Origin of the sequence: Salegentibacter maritimus (assembly GCF_016236915.1) — a bacterium.
In the GTDB taxonomy this organism is placed as follows: Bacteria; Bacteroidota; Bacteroidia; order Flavobacteriales; family Flavobacteriaceae; genus Salegentibacter; species Salegentibacter maritimus.
The window spans coordinates 25,559-41,144 of the sequence record NZ_JAEHOK010000006.1; the positions used below are offsets into that span (position 1 = coordinate 25,559).

The 15,586-nt window shown below is 35.9% G+C and carries 16 protein-coding genes; 10 read left to right on the forward strand and 6 right to left on the reverse strand.

What is annotated here, in order from left to right; genetic code table 11:
- Positions 1-165 precede the first annotated feature (165 nt).
- On the forward strand, positions 166-1,179 hold the full coding sequence (locus I6U49_RS05955) for an NAD-dependent epimerase/dehydratase family protein (protein WP_198627967.1): 1,014 nt from the start codon (positions 166-168) through the stop codon (positions 1,177-1,179).
- Here the strand turns inward: I6U49_RS05955 and I6U49_RS05960 are convergent.
- From I6U49_RS05960 to I6U49_RS05970, 3 genes are read right to left on the reverse strand one after another with little or no spacing between them, the layout of a single operon-like run.
- Entirely contained in the window at positions 1,176-1,703 is a 528-nt protein-coding gene (locus tag I6U49_RS05960; protein ID WP_198627968.1) for a DUF4296 domain-containing protein, read from the reverse strand. The genes I6U49_RS05955 and I6U49_RS05960 overlap by 4 nt on opposite strands.
- Position 1,704: 1 nt before the next feature.
- The gene (locus tag I6U49_RS05965) at positions 1,705-3,048 is read right to left on the reverse strand and encodes a dihydroorotase (RefSeq protein WP_198627969.1); all 1,344 of its coding nucleotides are present in this window, start codon (positions 3,046-3,048) and stop codon (positions 1,705-1,707) included.
- Positions 3,045-3,779: a polyprenol monophosphomannose synthase gene (locus I6U49_RS05970; protein WP_198627970.1), complete on the reverse strand. Its 735-nt coding sequence runs from the start codon at positions 3,777-3,779 to the stop codon at positions 3,045-3,047. Before I6U49_RS05970 ends, I6U49_RS05965 begins: the two co-directional genes overlap by 4 nt.
- A 106-nt stretch (positions 3,780-3,885) precedes the next feature.
- On the opposite strand from I6U49_RS05970, the gene I6U49_RS05975 reads away from it, so the two are divergent.
- On the forward strand, positions 3,886-4,542 hold the full coding sequence (locus tag I6U49_RS05975; RefSeq protein WP_262894946.1) for a DUF4271 domain-containing protein: 657 nt from the start codon (positions 3,886-3,888) through the stop codon (positions 4,540-4,542).
- A 28-nt stretch (positions 4,543-4,570) separates the two neighbouring features.
- Entirely contained in the window at positions 4,571-5,317 is a 747-nt protein-coding gene (locus tag I6U49_RS05980; RefSeq protein ID WP_198627971.1) for a uroporphyrinogen-III synthase, read from the forward strand.
- 132 nt (positions 5,318-5,449) lie between these two features.
- Here I6U49_RS05980 and pckA read toward each other — a convergent pair whose 3' ends face one another.
- Together pckA and I6U49_RS05990 are read right to left on the reverse strand one after the other, a co-directional pair.
- Positions 5,450-7,051 (reverse strand): phosphoenolpyruvate carboxykinase (ATP), encoded by a 1,602-nt coding sequence (pckA, locus tag I6U49_RS05985; protein WP_198627972.1) that lies wholly within the window; start codon positions 7,049-7,051, stop codon positions 5,450-5,452.
- 77 nt (positions 7,052-7,128) lie between these two features.
- Positions 7,129-7,518 carry a DUF423 domain-containing protein gene (locus I6U49_RS05990; protein WP_198627973.1) on the reverse strand — a complete coding sequence of 130 codons (390 nt, stop codon included), beginning with the start codon at positions 7,516-7,518 and terminating at the stop codon, positions 7,129-7,131.
- A 67-nt stretch (positions 7,519-7,585) separates the two neighbouring features.
- Between I6U49_RS05990 and I6U49_RS05995 the strand changes: the two genes are divergently transcribed.
- The 4 genes from I6U49_RS05995 (at position 7,586) to I6U49_RS06010 (ending at position 10,454) form a co-directional block, all read left to right on the forward strand.
- A complete protein-coding gene (locus I6U49_RS05995) occupies positions 7,586-8,959 on the forward strand; it encodes a saccharopine dehydrogenase family protein (protein WP_198627974.1) in 1,374 nt (457 codons plus the stop codon).
- 52 nt (positions 8,960-9,011) lie between these two features.
- On the forward strand, positions 9,012-9,482 hold the full coding sequence (locus tag I6U49_RS06000) for an Lrp/AsnC ligand binding domain-containing protein (RefSeq protein ID WP_193710147.1): 471 nt from the start codon (positions 9,012-9,014) through the stop codon (positions 9,480-9,482).
- 43 nt (positions 9,483-9,525) lie between these two features.
- Entirely contained in the window at positions 9,526-9,840 is a 315-nt protein-coding gene (locus I6U49_RS06005; protein ID WP_198627975.1) for a hypothetical protein, read from the forward strand.
- An 83-nt stretch (positions 9,841-9,923) separates the two neighbouring features.
- Positions 9,924-10,454: a ferritin gene (locus tag I6U49_RS06010; RefSeq protein WP_193710145.1), complete on the forward strand. Its 531-nt coding sequence runs from the start codon at positions 9,924-9,926 to the stop codon at positions 10,452-10,454.
- 216 nt (positions 10,455-10,670) lie between these two features.
- Here I6U49_RS06010 and I6U49_RS06015 read toward each other — a convergent pair whose 3' ends face one another.
- Positions 10,671-11,357: a zinc metallopeptidase gene (locus I6U49_RS06015; RefSeq protein WP_198627976.1), complete on the reverse strand. Its 687-nt coding sequence runs from the start codon at positions 11,355-11,357 to the stop codon at positions 10,671-10,673.
- 217 nt (positions 11,358-11,574) lie between these two features.
- Here I6U49_RS06015 and pyrH point away from each other — a divergent pair, with 217 nt between their 5' ends.
- The 3 genes from pyrH to I6U49_RS06030 all read left to right on the forward strand — a co-directional run bounded on the left by pyrH (position 11,575) and on the right by I6U49_RS06030 (position 15,528).
- Positions 11,575-12,282, forward strand: coding sequence for a UMP kinase (pyrH, locus tag I6U49_RS06020; RefSeq protein ID WP_198627977.1), 708 nt, complete (start codon positions 11,575-11,577; stop codon positions 12,280-12,282).
- Between the two features lie 28 nt (positions 12,283-12,310).
- Positions 12,311-12,865, forward strand: a complete 555-nt coding sequence (frr, locus tag I6U49_RS06025; protein ID WP_193710142.1) for a ribosome recycling factor — start codon at positions 12,311-12,313, stop codon at positions 12,863-12,865.
- 209 nt (positions 12,866-13,074) lie between these two features.
- Positions 13,075-15,528, forward strand: coding sequence for a DUF5686 family protein (locus I6U49_RS06030; protein WP_198627978.1), 2,454 nt, complete (start codon positions 13,075-13,077; stop codon positions 15,526-15,528).
- Positions 15,529-15,586: the final 58 nt, after the last annotated feature.

Genomic DNA, 15,586 nt, shown 5'->3' on the forward strand with positions numbered 1-15,586 from the left:
TTTTGCACAAAAATAATAGTATCTCCCTTAAAGCCAGCACCACAAAAGCACTATTAACGAAAATTTTTAAACTTCAGTAAAAAGCCGGGAGAAATAAAATAGGATTAAGAAGTAAAGATAATACAAACTCTTATTTTTCCTAAGTGGTTTTGGTATATTTACCACATGATTTTAGTTACAGGCGGCACCGGACTTGTAGGTTCACATTTATTGTTGAATTTATTAAAAGCCGGTAAAAAAATTAGGGCTCTTCACAGAAAAAATAGCGATCTAAAAGCAGTTGAGCGTGTTTTTAAATATTATACTTCTATAGAAGAAGCAACAAGCCTATTCAAACAGATTGAATGGTTTGAAGCCGATATCACAAATATACCTCAACTCAATAAAGCTTTCGAGAATATAGCCTATGTTTTTCATTGTGCAGCACTGGTTTCTTTTAATCCTACAGACGACAAAAAGCTTAGAAAAATTAATATTGAAGGTACCGCGAACATAGTTAACCTTTGTATCGCATTTAATATTAAGAAGTTGTGTTACGTAAGCAGTGTGGCTGCCCTTGGAAAAAGTTTAAAAAGCAAGGAAATTAACGAAGGAAGTATTTGGAACCCCGAAGAAGACCACAGCGACTACGCCATATCTAAGTATGGTGCCGAAATTGAAATTTGGCGAGGCACCCAGGAAGGTGTTCCTACCATAATTGTAAAGCCCGGGATTATTATTGGTCCGGGGTTTTGGAAAGAAGGTACCGGCCAAATTTTCTCAAAAGTTAATAAGGGAATGAAATATCACTTCCCTAAAACAGCTGGTTTTGTTGGCGTAAATGATGTAGTTTGTGCAATGCAGCAACTAATGGAGAGCGAAATTAAAACTGAAGATTACATATTGGTCTCAGAAAATCTTAGCTTTAAAACGGTTTTTGACCTAACCGCCACTGCATTAAACAAGCCAACGCCTAAAAAAGAACTCAAAAAACGGATGCTATGGATGGGATGGTTTTTCCAGAAAATTGGCGGCTTTTTTGGTGCAAAAAGAAGCATTACAAAAAATACGGTGAAAACTTTATTTCAGGATAGTTTTTATACCAACCAAAAGATTAGGGAACATATTGATTTTAAATTTACCCCAGTAAAAGAAGTAATTGTTGAAACAGCTAAGTTTTATAAAAAAGACAACTCCTAATTTCCAGACACCGGCGTAGGAAGACTATCAACAACCGGTTTAGTTTTAATAAGGCTGTCTTTTTCTTTTGTAATTGTATCTGACAACTTCTCAAAATCTGGCTCTATAGTATCTCCCGCTTTCTTTAAAGAATCTTTTCTCGCGGTAGCAATAGAGTCTTTAATCTTCTTTTCCTGTAGCTGAAGAGTATCTAATTTCACCTTCATCCTTTCAAAACCCTGCTTTACACTATCATAAATACGCTGATAAATTTCATAATTATCAGCGTAATAATCGTTGCTACGTTTAAACTGAAGACTATCTATATTATACTTTTTGAATATATATTCCTGACCTTGAATCCCGGTACTTTCAAAAATACGTTTACTAAAGTTCCTGGCAGATTGCAACAGGGAAATTTCTGTAATAATATCTACCATTTTATCTTCAGGAATAAGGTTTTCTGGTTTTTCAGATTTCTCAATATCCTGGCAGGCGACAAATGTCGCAACAACACAAAGCAGTAATATAATTTTTTTCAACATATTATCTATCAAACTGCAAACGCTCTGCTACCGGAGCAAAAGCCTGATGCTTGAAGTTTCTATACACTAAATTCCCATTAACAAAAGTATGGGTTACCCTAGATTTAAAAGTAACGCCCTCAAAAGGAGACCACCCACATTTATACTGAATGTTATCTGCCTGAACCGACCAGGGTGCATTAAGGTCTACCAGGACTAAATCGGCTTTATAACCTTCCCTAATAAATCCGCGATCTTTTATTTGAAACAAGATAGCAGGATTATGGCACATTTTTTCAACAATTTTCTCTAAAGAAATTTTTTCCTGGTGATAGAATTGTAACATTGCTGCAAGTGAGTGCTGCACTAATGGGCCACCGCTTGGGGCTTTGGTATATACGTTTTTCTTTTCTTCTTTGGTATGTGGTGCGTGATCTGTAGCCACCACATCCAACAAATCGTTATTTAAAGCTTTCATCAAAGCTTCCTGGTCTTGTTTAGTCTTTACAGCAGGATTCCATTTTATTAAGGTTCCTTTTTTCTTATAATCTGAATCGTTAAACCAAAGATGATGAATACAAACCTCGGCAGTTATCTTCTTGTCTTTTAGCTTTTGTTTATTGCTAAATAAACTCAATTCTTTTTCTGTAGAAACATGAAACACGTGTAATCTGGCTCCTGTTTTCTTGGCAAGCGCCACAGCTCGGGAAGAAGATTTATAACAAGCCTCGGCACTTCTAATATTAGGATGTTCTTCAATTGGAATATCATCTCCATAACGTTCTATATATTCCTGAAGGTTATTTTTTATGGTTTCTTCATCTTCGCAATGAACAGCGATAAGCAAAGGGGATTTTGAAAAAATTTGCTCCAAGACTTTTTCATTATCTACCAACATATTACCTGTAGAAGAACCTAGAAACAGTTTTAGAGCTGCTGTAGTTTTAGGATCTACCTTTAGAATCTCTTCCAGGTTATCGTTGGTTCCACCAAACATAAAAGAATAGTTAGCATAAGATTTAGCTTCAGCCAGTTTAAACTTTTCTTCAAGTTTTTCGATGGTAGTTGTTTGTGGAAGCGTATTGGGCATTTCTATAAAAGAGGTAATTCCCCCGGCCACTGCTGCCTTAGAACCCATTTCTATGTTTTCTTTATGGGTAAGTCCCGGTTCTCTAAAATGCACCTGATCGTCTATTACTCCGGGTAGCAAATACGTACCTTCGGCATCAAAGATTTGTACATCCGGGGATTTAGCACTAATACTTTCTGAAATTTCTACAATAATTCCGCCTTCAATAAAAACATCGGCTTCAATTATTTTACCCTCATTTACAATCTTCGCATTTTTTATTAAGACCTTCTTCATTTCAATTTAATCTGCTTAAAAAGACTTTTTATCTTCATTATTATTACACCAAAAATAGCTTCGGAAATTATAGAGCCACTCATTTTCGAAGTTCCCTGTGTTCTATCGGTAAATATCACAGGAACTTCCTCTAATTTATATTTTAACAAATATGCTTTAAACTTCATTTCTATCTGAAACGCATAGCCCACAAACTGAATACTATCCAGGTCTATAGTTTCGAGCACTTTCCGTTTATAACAAATAAAACCGGCCGTGGTATCATGAATATTCATACCGGTAATAAATCTTACATATTTAGACGCCAACCAGGATAGTAAAACCCTGCTCATGGGCCAGTTAATTACGTTTACACCGGTAACATAGCGGGAACCTATAGCCACATCGGCATCATTTCTTTTACAGGTATTAAACAATCTTACCAGGTCGTTTGGGTTATGGGAAAAATCGGCATCCATCTCAAAAACATATTCATAATCCCGTTGTAAGGCCCATTTAAAACCGTGAATGTAAGCAGTTCCCAAACCAAGTTTCCCTACTCTCTCTTCAAGAAAAAGACTATCGTGAAACTCGGCTTGCAATGTTCTAACCCTGGTTGCGGTGCCATCTGGAGAGTTATCGTCTACCACCAAAATATGAAATTCTTTCTGCTGCGAAAACACATTTCTAACCAGGCGCTCAATGTTTTCAATCTCATTATAGGTGGGTATAATAACTATCCCCTTTACCATCTTACCAGTTTTTGCACAAATGTAGGCATTTTAAATCTTCGTTTCCCTTCTTAATCATCAAGTTTTAACCTCAAAATAATTATACATTTGCATAAAAATTTTAATATTGGAAGCTGTAGAAAGACATATAAGCTCTATAGATTGGATTACCCTAACCTTAATGGGGGCATTCTTAATATTAGCCATCGTGAGAACCGCATATCCGCAGAGGTTCGACGATTTTATGTCCCTACTTGCCTCTAACAAATTTATGGTGTTTAGAGGGAAAAAGAACAAGGCTTTTCATCCTTTTAACATATTGCTTTTCTTTGTTCACCTTATCTCTTTTTCGCTTATTTTTTTCCTGTTTTTCAATTTCTTCTGGGCAAAATCGTCTTTAGAGCCGCTTTTTTTATTCATTAGAATTGCCACCGCTTATGCTAGTTTTGTATTGTTAAAGTTTGGGCTGGAGAAAATTATTGGGAACGTTTTTTATTTAGACGCCCAGATAGACGCCTACCTCTATCAAAAAATAAGTTATCGAAATTTTATAGGACTTGTATTATTAATTCCGGGTTCAATATTTATTTACACCTTTACTCCTACTGCCTTGAGCTTATATAGCTTGTTAGGTATTTTAGTCCTATCCAATATATTTAGCCTGTTATTGATTTACAGAAAAAATCAAAGTCTTATTACAGCTAATTGGTTTTATTTTATTTTGTACCTTTGCGCTCTCGAAATTTCCCCTTATATTATTTTGTACAAGCTAATTACAATTTAAAAAAGGGATAAAATAAAAGTATTGACATATGAAAGTGAAAACAATTTTAGTTTCCCAACCTGAGCCTAAAGTAGAAAACTCTCCTTATTTTGAGCTTGAGGAAAAACAAAAAGTAAAAATTGATTTCATCCCTTTTATCCATGTAGAAGGCGTCTCTTCTAAAGAGGTTCGCCAGCAGAAAGTAGATCTTAGCAGCTATTCAGCTATTATTCTTACTAGCCGTAACGCTGTAGATCACTTCTTTAGGATCGCCGAGGATTTACGTTACAAAGTACCAGATAGTCTTAAATACTTTTGTTTGAGTGAAGCCGTAGCCTATTATCTACAAAAATATGTGGTGTATAGAAAACGAAAAATTTATGTAGGAAAAAGAACCTTTGCCGATCTTTCTCCGCTTATAAAGAAATATAAGAACGAGAAATTCTTATTACCCTCTTCAGATATGCTTAAGCCAGATGTTCCTAAAACCTTAAACAAACTAGGTGTGGAGTGGAAACAGGCAACCTTTTACAAAACTGTGGTAAGCGATCTATCTGACCTGCGGGACGTAACTTATGATATTTTGGTTTTCTTTAGCCCAAGCGGTATAAAATCATTATTCGAAAATTTTCCCGATTTTAAACAAAATCAAACTAAAATAGCAGTATTTGGCAACACCACTATTAAAGCGGCCAAAGAGCACGGGTTAACCGTAAACATAAAGGCTCCAACACCAGATACACCGTCTATGACTATGGCGCTGCAGAAGTATATTGCAGAAACCAACAAGAAGTAAACTTATAGAAGAATTTTAAACCTCAATTATTGAGTTAAGATTACCTTCCATTTATATATTTTTTAATAAAAAATCCGGTACAATTTGCACCGGATTTTTTTTTTGAACTCAATTAACTAATTAAAAACAATGCTATGAGGAGGTAGGCCCGCCGGCCATAATTTCATCATTAGCATATTCTTCAAATTTCTTAAAGTTTGTTTTAAAGGAATTTGCCAGTTCCAGGGCTTTTTTATCGTAAGCAGCTTTATCCTCCCAGGTAGCTTTCGGGTTTAGAACCTCATCTGGAACATTAGGGCAGTGCACCGGCATTTGCAAACCAAAAACCTGGTGAGTAGTAAAATCTACATGCGCTAACTCCCCTTTAAGTGCAGCACTAATCATGGCACGGGTATATTTAAGTTTCATTCGGTTACCGGTTCCATAAGATCCACCTGTCCAACCGGTATTAATTAGCCATACATTCACACCGGCCTCCTTCATTTTAGCGCTAAGCATCTCGGCATATTTAGTGGGATGTAATGGCATAAAAGGCGCGCCAAAACAAGCCGAAAAGCTTGGTAAGGGCTCTTCAATACCGGCTTCTGTACCTGCAACCTTAGCAGTATAACCACTTATAAAATGATAAGCAGCCTGCCCGGGAGTAAGTTTACTTATAGGAGGTAGCACTCCAAAGGCATCTGCAGCCAGGAAAAATATATTTCTGGGATTATCACCTACCGAAGGCACCTGAATGTTATCTATATGATAAATAGGATAACTTACCCTTGTATTTTGAGTAATGCTTGTATCAGTAAAATCTACATTGCCCTCATCATCTAGCATAACATTCTCTAAAATGGCGCCCGGTTTTATAGCCCCGTATATCTCTGGTTCATTTTCTTCAGTAAGGTTAATCACTTTAGCATAGCACCCACCTTCAAAATTAAATATCTTATTTTCTTTAGTCCAACCGTGCTCGTCATCACCAATAAGTCGGCGGTCCGGGTCTGCAGAAAGGGTGGTTTTTCCGGTTCCTGAAAGCCCAAAAAATATGGCGGTATCTCCATCTTCTCCTACATTGGCCGAGCAGTGCATTGGAAGTGTATCTTTATAAACCGGAAGAATAAAATTTAAAGCCGAAAAAATACCTTTTTTTATCTCCCCGGTATATCCGGTTCCTCCAATTAAAGCAATTTTTTTACTAAAGTTAAGGATCGCAAAATTCTCCTGCCTTGTCCCATCTACTTCAGGGTTTGCTTTAAAGCCGGGAGCGTTTAAAACCAACCAATCTTCTTTAAAGTTGTTCAATTCACTTTCCTTTGGGCGCAAAAACATATTATAAGCAAACATATTAGACCAGGGGTATTCGTTAATAAGCCTAATATTTAAGCGATACTCATCTTCTGCACACGCATAAGCGTCACGTGTATAAATTTCTTTATCAGAAAGGTACGAAGCCACTTTAGTGTAAAGCTTATCAAACTTATCCGCATCAAAAGGGATATTGATGTCTCCCCACCAAACTTTATCACGAGTCACTTCATCTTTTACAATAAATCGGTCTTTTGGTGACCTGCCCGTAAATTTACCAGTATTGATGGCTAAAGCACCTGAATTCGTTTCTGTTCCCAGGCCATGCTCAATGCTATCATAATGAAGTTCTTCAGGAGATAATTGGTAATGTACCCTAGTGGTTTTGATTCCATATTTTTCTAACGAAATCGTTTTCGTAGTTTGGGTATGTACATCCATAAAATTAAAATGTGTGGTTTGTTTATGGATACAAAATTATAAATCTTATAGAGATAAACTGCTAAACTTTCTTAAAATTATTTGTGTTTTATTTTCACGAATTCAATTATTAGAAACACCCATGCCACTATTAACAACATACCTCCAAGCGGTGTAACCAACGCAATACCACTAAAATCTATAGGCGTTAAAGCATTGGTTGCCAGTAAATAAATTGATCCTGAAAAGCAAATCACTCCCAATAAAAGCAAGAAAAAAACCTGTTTTCGAAAGTTGAATTGCTTTCGCTGCACACTTCCCAATAAAAGAAATACCAAAGCATGGTACATTTGGTATTTTACTCCTGTTTCAAATGAATTTATAGCCGCTTCGTCCAGTAAAGGTTTTAACCCATGCGCAGCAAAAGCCCCAATTATTACCGATAAAAGCCCAAAAACAGCTCCTGTTATTAAAAATTTTCTATCCATTTAAGTGATTTTTTATCAATTAAATATTTAATACATTCGTAACCACCACACAAAATTAGTTTATTTTATGAAAGAAATCTTAATAATAGGAGCGGGAAAATCTACTTCTGTCTTAATTGAACATCTTTTGTCTAAAACTGAGACCGAAGATTTATTTTTAAAAATTGGAGACATCAATCTTGAAAATGCTAAAAAAGCCTGCAAAGACAAAAAGCATTGCGAGGCATTTCATTTAGATGTTTTTAATGCTGAAGCCAGGGAAAATGCAGTGAAAAATGCCGATATCGTGATTTCTATGCTTCCGGCAAGATTTCATATTGAAGTTGCCAAAGCTTGTGTAAAGTTCAAAAAAAACATGGTGACCGCTTCCTATATCAGCAAAGAAATGAAAGCTTTAGATGCTGAAGTAAAGAAAAACGGACTCATATTTATGAATGAAATTGGGGTAGATCCCGGCATAGATCATATGAGTGCTATGCAGGTAATAGACCGAATTAGGGCAAAAGGCGGGAAAATCCTCTTATTTGAATCCTTTACCGGAGGGCTTGTTGCCCCCGAAAGCGACACCAATCTATGGAATTACAAATTCACCTGGAACCCAAGAAACGTGGTAGTTGCCGGACAAGGGGGCGTTGCAAAATTTATACAGGAAGGAAAGTATAAATATATACCATATCACCGTTTGTTTAGAAGAACTGAACTTTTAGAAATAGAAAATTATGGGAAATTTGAAGGCTATGCCAATAGAAACTCTCTGGATTATATGAGTATTTATGGCCTTGATGATGTACTAACACTTTACAGGGGCACTATTAGAAGGGTTGGTTTTAGCCGCGCCTGGAATATGTTTGTGCAACTGGGAATGACAGATGACAGCTTTAGCATAAAAGATTCAGAAAATATGAGCTATCGTGATTTTGTGAATTCCTTTCTCCCCTATTCCCCTACAGATTCTGTAGAGCTTAAACTTAGACACAACCTTAAAATAGACCAGGACGACCTTATGTGGGAAAAGCTGTTAGAATTAGACATCTTCAATAAAGATAAAAAAATAGGTATTAAAGAAGCTACTCCCGCCCAGGCTCTTCAAAAAATTTTAATGGATAAATGGAGCCTTGCCCCAGATGACAAAGATATGATTGTGATGTATCATAAATTTGGCTACGAACTCAATGGAAAGAAAAAACAGATAGACGCCACTATGGTACATATTGGAAAAGACCAGGCAGAAACTGCAATGGCTAAAACGGTAGGCCTTCCGGTAGCAATAGCTACCTTAAAAATTTTAAAAGGAGAAATAACCAGCCCGGGGGTTCAACTTCCCATAAAAAAGGAAGTTTACGAACCTATATTGCAAGAATTGGAAAAGCACCATATTGTTTTTAAAGAAAAAGAAACCGAATATTTAGGATATAACCCTTTTGGTGAAGTAGGAAATTAAATTTTTGAATTCAATTTCCTACTTTAGCTTTTTAACCCAATAAACCCCACCAATGAAAGTAGTAAACGAAAATGTTGTTATAGATGGTATAGATAAAACCATTTTAAATTTCCTAATGGAAGATGCCAAGAAACCTATTCTTGAAATTGCAAGGATTATTGGCATTACAGGTGCAGCTGTACACCAACGTTTGCGAAAATTGGAGAAAGCCGGTTTAATTGAAGGCTCGAAACTTATGATAAACCCTCGCTTGCTTGGTTATAAAACTTTGGCTTTTGTGGGGGTTTATTTAGATAAAGCTGTTAGTAATCCGCAAGCTGTAAAGCAGCTTAGCGAAATCCCTGAAGTAATAGAATGCCACTATACAACCGGTAACTGGTCTATTTTCATAAAAATTCTATGTAAAGATAACGAGCATTTAATGCAAGTATTGAATAAAAACATTCAAGCTATTGAAGGTATATCACGCACAGAAACCTTTATTTCTTTAAATCAGCAAATAAAAAGGCAAATCAAAATTTAATTCTTTGGATTTATTCTAAATAAGAATTAATTTTGGCGTCAGTATGAAAGTATTACACCAGTCGCAATTCTTTACTTCTTATCAATGCGATAAGAAACGATGCTTTTTTATAGCGTTTCCCCATAAAACAATTCAACTTGGTTTTTGCCAGTTGTTGGCATTTAGGCAGCAGGTAAATAAAATTGATTTGGAAACACATTTTAACGGAAAAAATCATCACGGAATGGAAATGTTAATGCTTTGTAACCGCCAGCATTTCTTTATATTTAATACTTTAGAAAGCATAGACCTTAAAGAGTTTATTACCGGCACTTTTACTATGCTGGAACTCAACTCCCTGTTAACCACATCAGCTTAAAAGCTACACTTTAGACTATTTCTAAATTCAATTTGCAATTAGGTTCTTAGTTTCTGTTTGGCTAATTTTATAAAAAATGAACCATGAAAGATTTAGTAAGACAAAAATTAAGCATCCATGTAGATATCATGGACCTTTTAAACAAACAAATTGAAAAAGAGGCACATTCCTCTTCGGCTTATTTAGCAATGGCCTCCTGGTGCGACCATAATGCCCTAAGCTATAGTGCCGATTTCTTTTATGAACAGTCTCTGGAAGAAAGGGAACATATGATGAAAATCTTTAGGTACATTAATGATAATGGCGGCACTGCATTTTCTCCGGAAGTGAACAATATAAATCACGATTTTAAATCTTTGGAAGAAATTTTTGAAACGGCTTTAGACCAGGAAATTTCTATTACCAAATCTATTCACAATCTGGTGGGAAAATGCCGAAAACTAAACGATTATACGACAGAGCATTTTCTACAATGGTTTATCCAGGAGCAAATGGAGGAAGAACAAACCATGCGCCGTGCACTAGAGTTATTTGATCTTATGGGAACCGATGGTCTGGGGCTTAAATTACTGGATGAACGCATTCCACAAATTAGAGAAAAACGCCCGGAATAGATTTTTAGGAAAGTATTTATTTTGAAATTCAGCTTTCTTTTACATCCTTATTCTGATTTTATTTCAGAATGTAAATTGCTCAATATCAAAACTTTTCAGAAGCTACAACTAATTTAGCTTTACGAATAAAGGCTTTCTAATTATATTAAATAAATAAACCCGCTTCAGTTGAAGCGGGTTTTCTTTTATTATTTTTCCGAAGAAATAATTTCAATATTAGTCTCTTCCCATATAAATACTAAGAAAATAAAGTAAGGTTGCTAAAGAACCAACTGCGGCAACCACATAGGTTCTGGCCGCCCATTTTAAAGAATCTTCGGCTGCCTTATGCTCTTCGCCCGAAACCATATTCTCGGTTTCTAACCAGGCCAGGGCACGTTTACTCGCATCATATTCTACCGGAAGGGTAATAAAGCTAAATAAGGTTCCCATTCCAAACATTATAATTCCTAAAAGCAATACAGTACTTCCAATAGCCGTTGTTGCCATTAGGATTAAACCTCCAAAAATAACCCATTGCGAAAATCTTGAGGCTACACTTACCACCGGCACCAACTGACTTCTCATGGTTAACCAGCTGTAGGCATTTGCATGCTGTATAGCGTGACCGGTTTCGTGAGTGGCCACTGCCGCCGCAGCAGCATTTCGCCGGCTATAGACCCCTTCAGAAAGGTTGATGGTCTTTTTTTGCGGATTGTAATGATCGGTTAACATTCCCGGCGTAGAAATAACTTTTACATCGTGAATATTATTATCACGCAACATCTTTTCGGCCAGCTCCTTTCCGCTCATGCCATTCTGCAAATGAACCTTTGAGTATTTTTTAAATTTGCTTTTCAGCCTGTTACTCACATACATGCTCACTATAAAAATAAGCCCGGCAATTATATAATATCCTAACATAGTTTTATTAATTTTTAGTGTTTCAAAGATAGCAAAAACCTCGCCATTTAAAATCTTAAGTATGTATGTCACGATAAATTAAATTGGAATAATTTTAACTGAATTCAAGCTTCGGCTTCCACAAAAAAATTAGTAATTAGCGGAAGATTGATTGTGAATATGTTATTTCTCAATTTAAGATATTACCTATATTTGCATCAATCACTACAAAAAAACTATGCAGTATAAAAGAATACTTTTAAAACTATCGGGAGAGGCATTAATGGGAGAGCGCCAATATGGCATAGACCCCGATCGGTTGGCAGAATACGCCGCAGAAATTAAACAAGTAACCGACAAAGGAATAGAAGTAGCCATAGTTATTGGTGGCGGAAATATATTTAGAGGTGTTGCCGGAGCCAGCAAAGGTATGGACCGTGTGCAAGGTGACCATATGGGCATGTTGGCTACCGTAATTAACGGACTGGCCTTACAAAGTGCCCTGGAAGATGCCGAAGTAGAAACCAGGTTGCAATCGGCTGTAAAAATAAATGAAGTTGCTGAGCCTTTTATTAGAAGAAAAGCTATACGACATTTAGAAAAAGGCCGGGTGGTAATTTTTGGAGGTGGTACCGGAAACCCCTATTTTACAACAGATTCTGCCGCCGTATTAAGAGCCATAGAAATTCAGGCCGATGTAATCTTAAAAGGAACCCGTGTTGATGGAATTTACAATGCCGATCCTGAAAAAGACAAAGAAGCGACAAAGTTCGATTTTATTTCTTTTGATGATGTGATTAGAAAAGGTTTAAAAGTAATGGATACCACTGCCTTTACTTTAAGCCAGGAAAACGAACTTCCTATTATTGTTTTTGATATGAATACCCCGGGAAATTTATTAAAAGTGGTTACAGGTGAAAGAATAGGCACTAAAGTTAATTTATAAAAATTTACGCGCAATAAATATTTTAAAAATGGAAGATGATATTGAATTTATTATAGACTCTGCCAAAGAAGGCATGGAAAACGCAATTGAACACCTAAAAAAGCAATTGCAAAATATACGTGCGGGGAAAGCAAACCCTGCAATGCTTGGCAGTGTAAAGGTAGAGTACTATGGAGCTTTAACTCCTTTACAACAGGTAGCTAACGTAAATACACCAGATGCCCGAACCATTTCTGTACAGCCCTTTGAGAAAAAACTAATTCCTGAAATTGAAAAAGGAATTATGCAGGCTAACCTTGGGTTTAACCCAATGAATAACGGTGAAAATGTTATTATAAACGTCCCACCACTTACCGAAGAGCGTCGTAAACAACTAACCAAACAGGCGAAAGCAGAAGCAGAGGATGCTAAAATTGGTGTAAGAAACGATAGAAAGTCTGCTAATAACGAATTAAAGAAATTAGATATTTCTGAAGATGCACAAAGAGATGCCGAAAATGAAGTTCAGGAATTAACCAATACCTACATTAGCCGTATTGACTCAATTCTTGAAAACAAGGAAAAAGAAATTATGACTATATAATAAAAAGTCGGTTTCTTATACTAATTTAGAGGCTGTTTGAAGAATTATAATTCGTCCTGAACAAGTTTCAGGGTCTAAGATGTTGAAAATTAAAGCATATTAGAAGCTAAATTACCCCAATAAATTGGGCAGCTTAACGAAATAAATTTTTCACACAGCTTCTTCTATTTTAGGGCTTCAGCAAAATTATTTAAAATTCAGAAAACACTATGCGCCATTTGTTATTGCTTATTTTTCTGCTTTTTACAGGTATTTGCTTTGCCCAGCAAGAGCTTAAAGGCAGAGTATTAGATAAACAAACCGGTAAGCCGTTAGCCTATGCAAAAATACAATATCAGGGCCGCGAAATCCTTAGCAAAATAGATGGCAGCTTTAGCCTTAGCCTTACCAAAGACCAAACAGAACTTAAATTTTCTTATATAGGTTTTGAACCTCAAAATTTTACGGTTTCACAAGCCGTTGAATATATTAGGGTAAAGCTAACCCCTAAGCCACAATGGCTTACAACGGTTACCATTATTTCTGAAACCAATAAAGCAAATGGTATTATTAAAAAAGCCATTGCTCGTAAAACTCAAAATGCCCCTCAAGAGCGTCTAATAAGTTATCATTTTAAGAATTACAACAAGTTTTTAATAGATAATGAAAACAATGGGCTAGAACTACAAAGTGACAGTACCAATTTTGAATTAAGCACTGTTATAAACTCTGAGGCCAGTTATTTTTCAGAAAAAGTATCACAATTCTATTTTTCAAAAAAACAAGGATTAAAAGAAGAGGTGCTGGGCTTAAGAAACGCCGGCTTTAAAAAGCCTATTTATGAGATTCTTTTGCTATCTGTAAATCCGTTTTCTTTTTACCATAAAGATGTTCGCATTTTTAAAACCAATTATGCCGGGCCGTTACAGAAATCGGCTTTTAAAAATTATGACTTTAAAATTCTTGACACTACAGCTACTGCCAGACCTGCTTATGTAATCTATTTTAAACCAAAAAGACAGCATAGCGTTGCCGGTTTGGAAGGCGTACTTTATTTAGACAAACAAAGTCTGGCTATTCAAAAAACAAAAGCACAACTTTTGGGCGCCGTAAAACTCGAAATAGATCAGGAATATCAATATTTCCCTAATGAGAATTTATGGTTTCCAAAAACACAAAAAACCACCATAAGACCTGGAAATGGCGGAAAATCTATTTCTGTTTTTGGAGGGATGATTTCTTCGGGGACTGTACAAAAAAAGCAATCTATCATTAATAATATTCTGACTCCGGGAAAATCTGACCCCAATTTATATCTTACAACCACCAGCACCAACTTTGACATTGACTTAAATGCCGGGAAAAACTTCAATTCTTCCGCAGAAATCACTGTAAACCCCAAAGCAAATTTCCGTCCGGAATCTTTTTGGAGAGAAAGTAGAACTGAAGATTTAAGCTCTCAAGATAAAATTACCCGGGAAAAAGCCGAATGGCTGATTAAAGAGAAGAAAATTGAGGAACAAATAAATTTAAAAAATGCAGTTTCTCAGGGTTATTATCCGGTGAAATTCTGGGATTTTGACCTTGGTAAATTTTTTAAGTTCAATAATTATGAAGGGATTAGATTGGGCTTTGGCGGAAAAACCAATAATCAAATTTCAAATAAATTCAATTTAAACGGCTATTTGGTTTATGGCACAAAAGATGAGCTTTTTAAATATAGTCTGGGCACTTCAATCTATCTTCATAAAGCCACCGAAACCAATTTTAATTTAAACTATACGCGCGATATTATTGAAACTGGAAGTTTTAATTATTTACAGGGAAAAAATGAATTTTCTATTATAGAACCACGTTTTGTAAACATTAATTTTTTCTATAAACATCATACAATAAGCAGTGGCTTTACCCATAGGTTTGGATCTGATTTTAAGACCGAACTTCAATTTACCAAAAGCGATATTTATCAAACCAAAGATTACAGTTTTCTTTTAAACGGTCGGGAATTTTCAAATTACAAGCTTTCTGAAGCTACATTTTCCTTTTTATGGCGCCCGTTTGCAACCTTCTTAAAAACCCCAAATTCGACTAAATTAATAGAAAAAGGCTACCCCAAGTTTACCGGACAAATCACCAAAGGCTTTTCTGGTATTTTTGGAGGCGATTTTGACTACACTAAATTTGGGCTGTTGGTAGAACACGAAATTAAAAGACTCAACCAGTCTCGAACAGAAATTATCCTGGAGGGCAATTATGCCACGGGGCAGGTACCGCTCACGCATTTATTTCATGCCTTACCAAATAGCCCCAGGCGAAACGGTATCTTAAGAAGGTTTTCGGTGGCAGGTAGGCGCAGCTTTGAAACCATGTACTACAATGAGTTTTTTAGCGACAAACAAGCCATGTTGCATCTTAAACATCAACTAAGACCCATAACTATACATAAGTTAATTAAACCAGAGCTCGTTTTTATATCCCGTCACGCAATTGGGGATATTAGTAATCCCGAAAGACACAGTATTCCAATAAAAAGTTTAAAGCATGGCTACCATGAATTTGGAATAGAATTACAAAAAGTATTATTAGGTTTTGGGCTAGGAGCCGCCTATAGATACGGCCCTTATAGCCTATCTACTTTTGATGAAAACTTCGCCTTTAAATTCACCTTTCATTTAGATATCTAAACAAGTTTTACTTTAGTTGCTTAAAGCCTGATTAATAGGCTTCCTTTTTATACCTTTG

Bases quoted from the DNA above. Each gene is read 5' to 3' on its own strand.
- I6U49_RS05955 (WP_198627967.1), top strand. From the start codon at position 166: ATGATTTTAGTTACAGGCGGCACCGGACTTGTAGGTTCACATTTATTG.
- I6U49_RS05960 (WP_198627968.1), bottom strand. From the start codon at position 1,703: ATGTTGAAAAAAATTATATTACTGCTTTGTGTTGTTGCGACATTTGTC.
- I6U49_RS05965 (WP_198627969.1), bottom strand. From the start codon at position 3,048: ATGAAGAAGGTCTTAATAAAAAATGCGAAGATTGTAAATGAGGGTAAA.
- I6U49_RS05970 (WP_198627970.1), bottom strand. From the start codon at position 3,779: ATGGTAAAGGGGATAGTTATTATACCCACCTATAATGAGATTGAAAAC.
- I6U49_RS05980 (WP_198627971.1), top strand. From the start codon at position 4,571: ATGAAAGTGAAAACAATTTTAGTTTCCCAACCTGAGCCTAAAGTAGAA.
- pckA (WP_198627972.1), bottom strand. From the start codon at position 7,051: ATGGATGTACATACCCAAACTACGAAAACGATTTCGTTAGAAAAATAT.
- I6U49_RS05990 (WP_198627973.1), bottom strand. From the start codon at position 7,518: ATGGATAGAAAATTTTTAATAACAGGAGCTGTTTTTGGGCTTTTATCG.
- I6U49_RS05995 (WP_198627974.1), top strand. From the start codon at position 7,586: ATGAAAGAAATCTTAATAATAGGAGCGGGAAAATCTACTTCTGTCTTA.
- I6U49_RS06000 (WP_193710147.1), top strand. From the start codon at position 9,012: ATGAAAGTAGTAAACGAAAATGTTGTTATAGATGGTATAGATAAAACC.
- I6U49_RS06005 (WP_198627975.1), top strand. From the start codon at position 9,526: ATGAAAGTATTACACCAGTCGCAATTCTTTACTTCTTATCAATGCGAT.
- I6U49_RS06010 (WP_193710145.1), top strand. From the start codon at position 9,924: ATGAAAGATTTAGTAAGACAAAAATTAAGCATCCATGTAGATATCATG.
- I6U49_RS06015 (WP_198627976.1), bottom strand. From the start codon at position 11,357: ATGTTAGGATATTATATAATTGCCGGGCTTATTTTTATAGTGAGCATG.
- pyrH (WP_198627977.1), top strand. From the start codon at position 11,575: ATGCAGTATAAAAGAATACTTTTAAAACTATCGGGAGAGGCATTAATG.
- frr (WP_193710142.1), top strand. From the start codon at position 12,311: ATGGAAGATGATATTGAATTTATTATAGACTCTGCCAAAGAAGGCATG.
- I6U49_RS06030 (WP_198627978.1), top strand. From the start codon at position 13,075: ATGCGCCATTTGTTATTGCTTATTTTTCTGCTTTTTACAGGTATTTGC.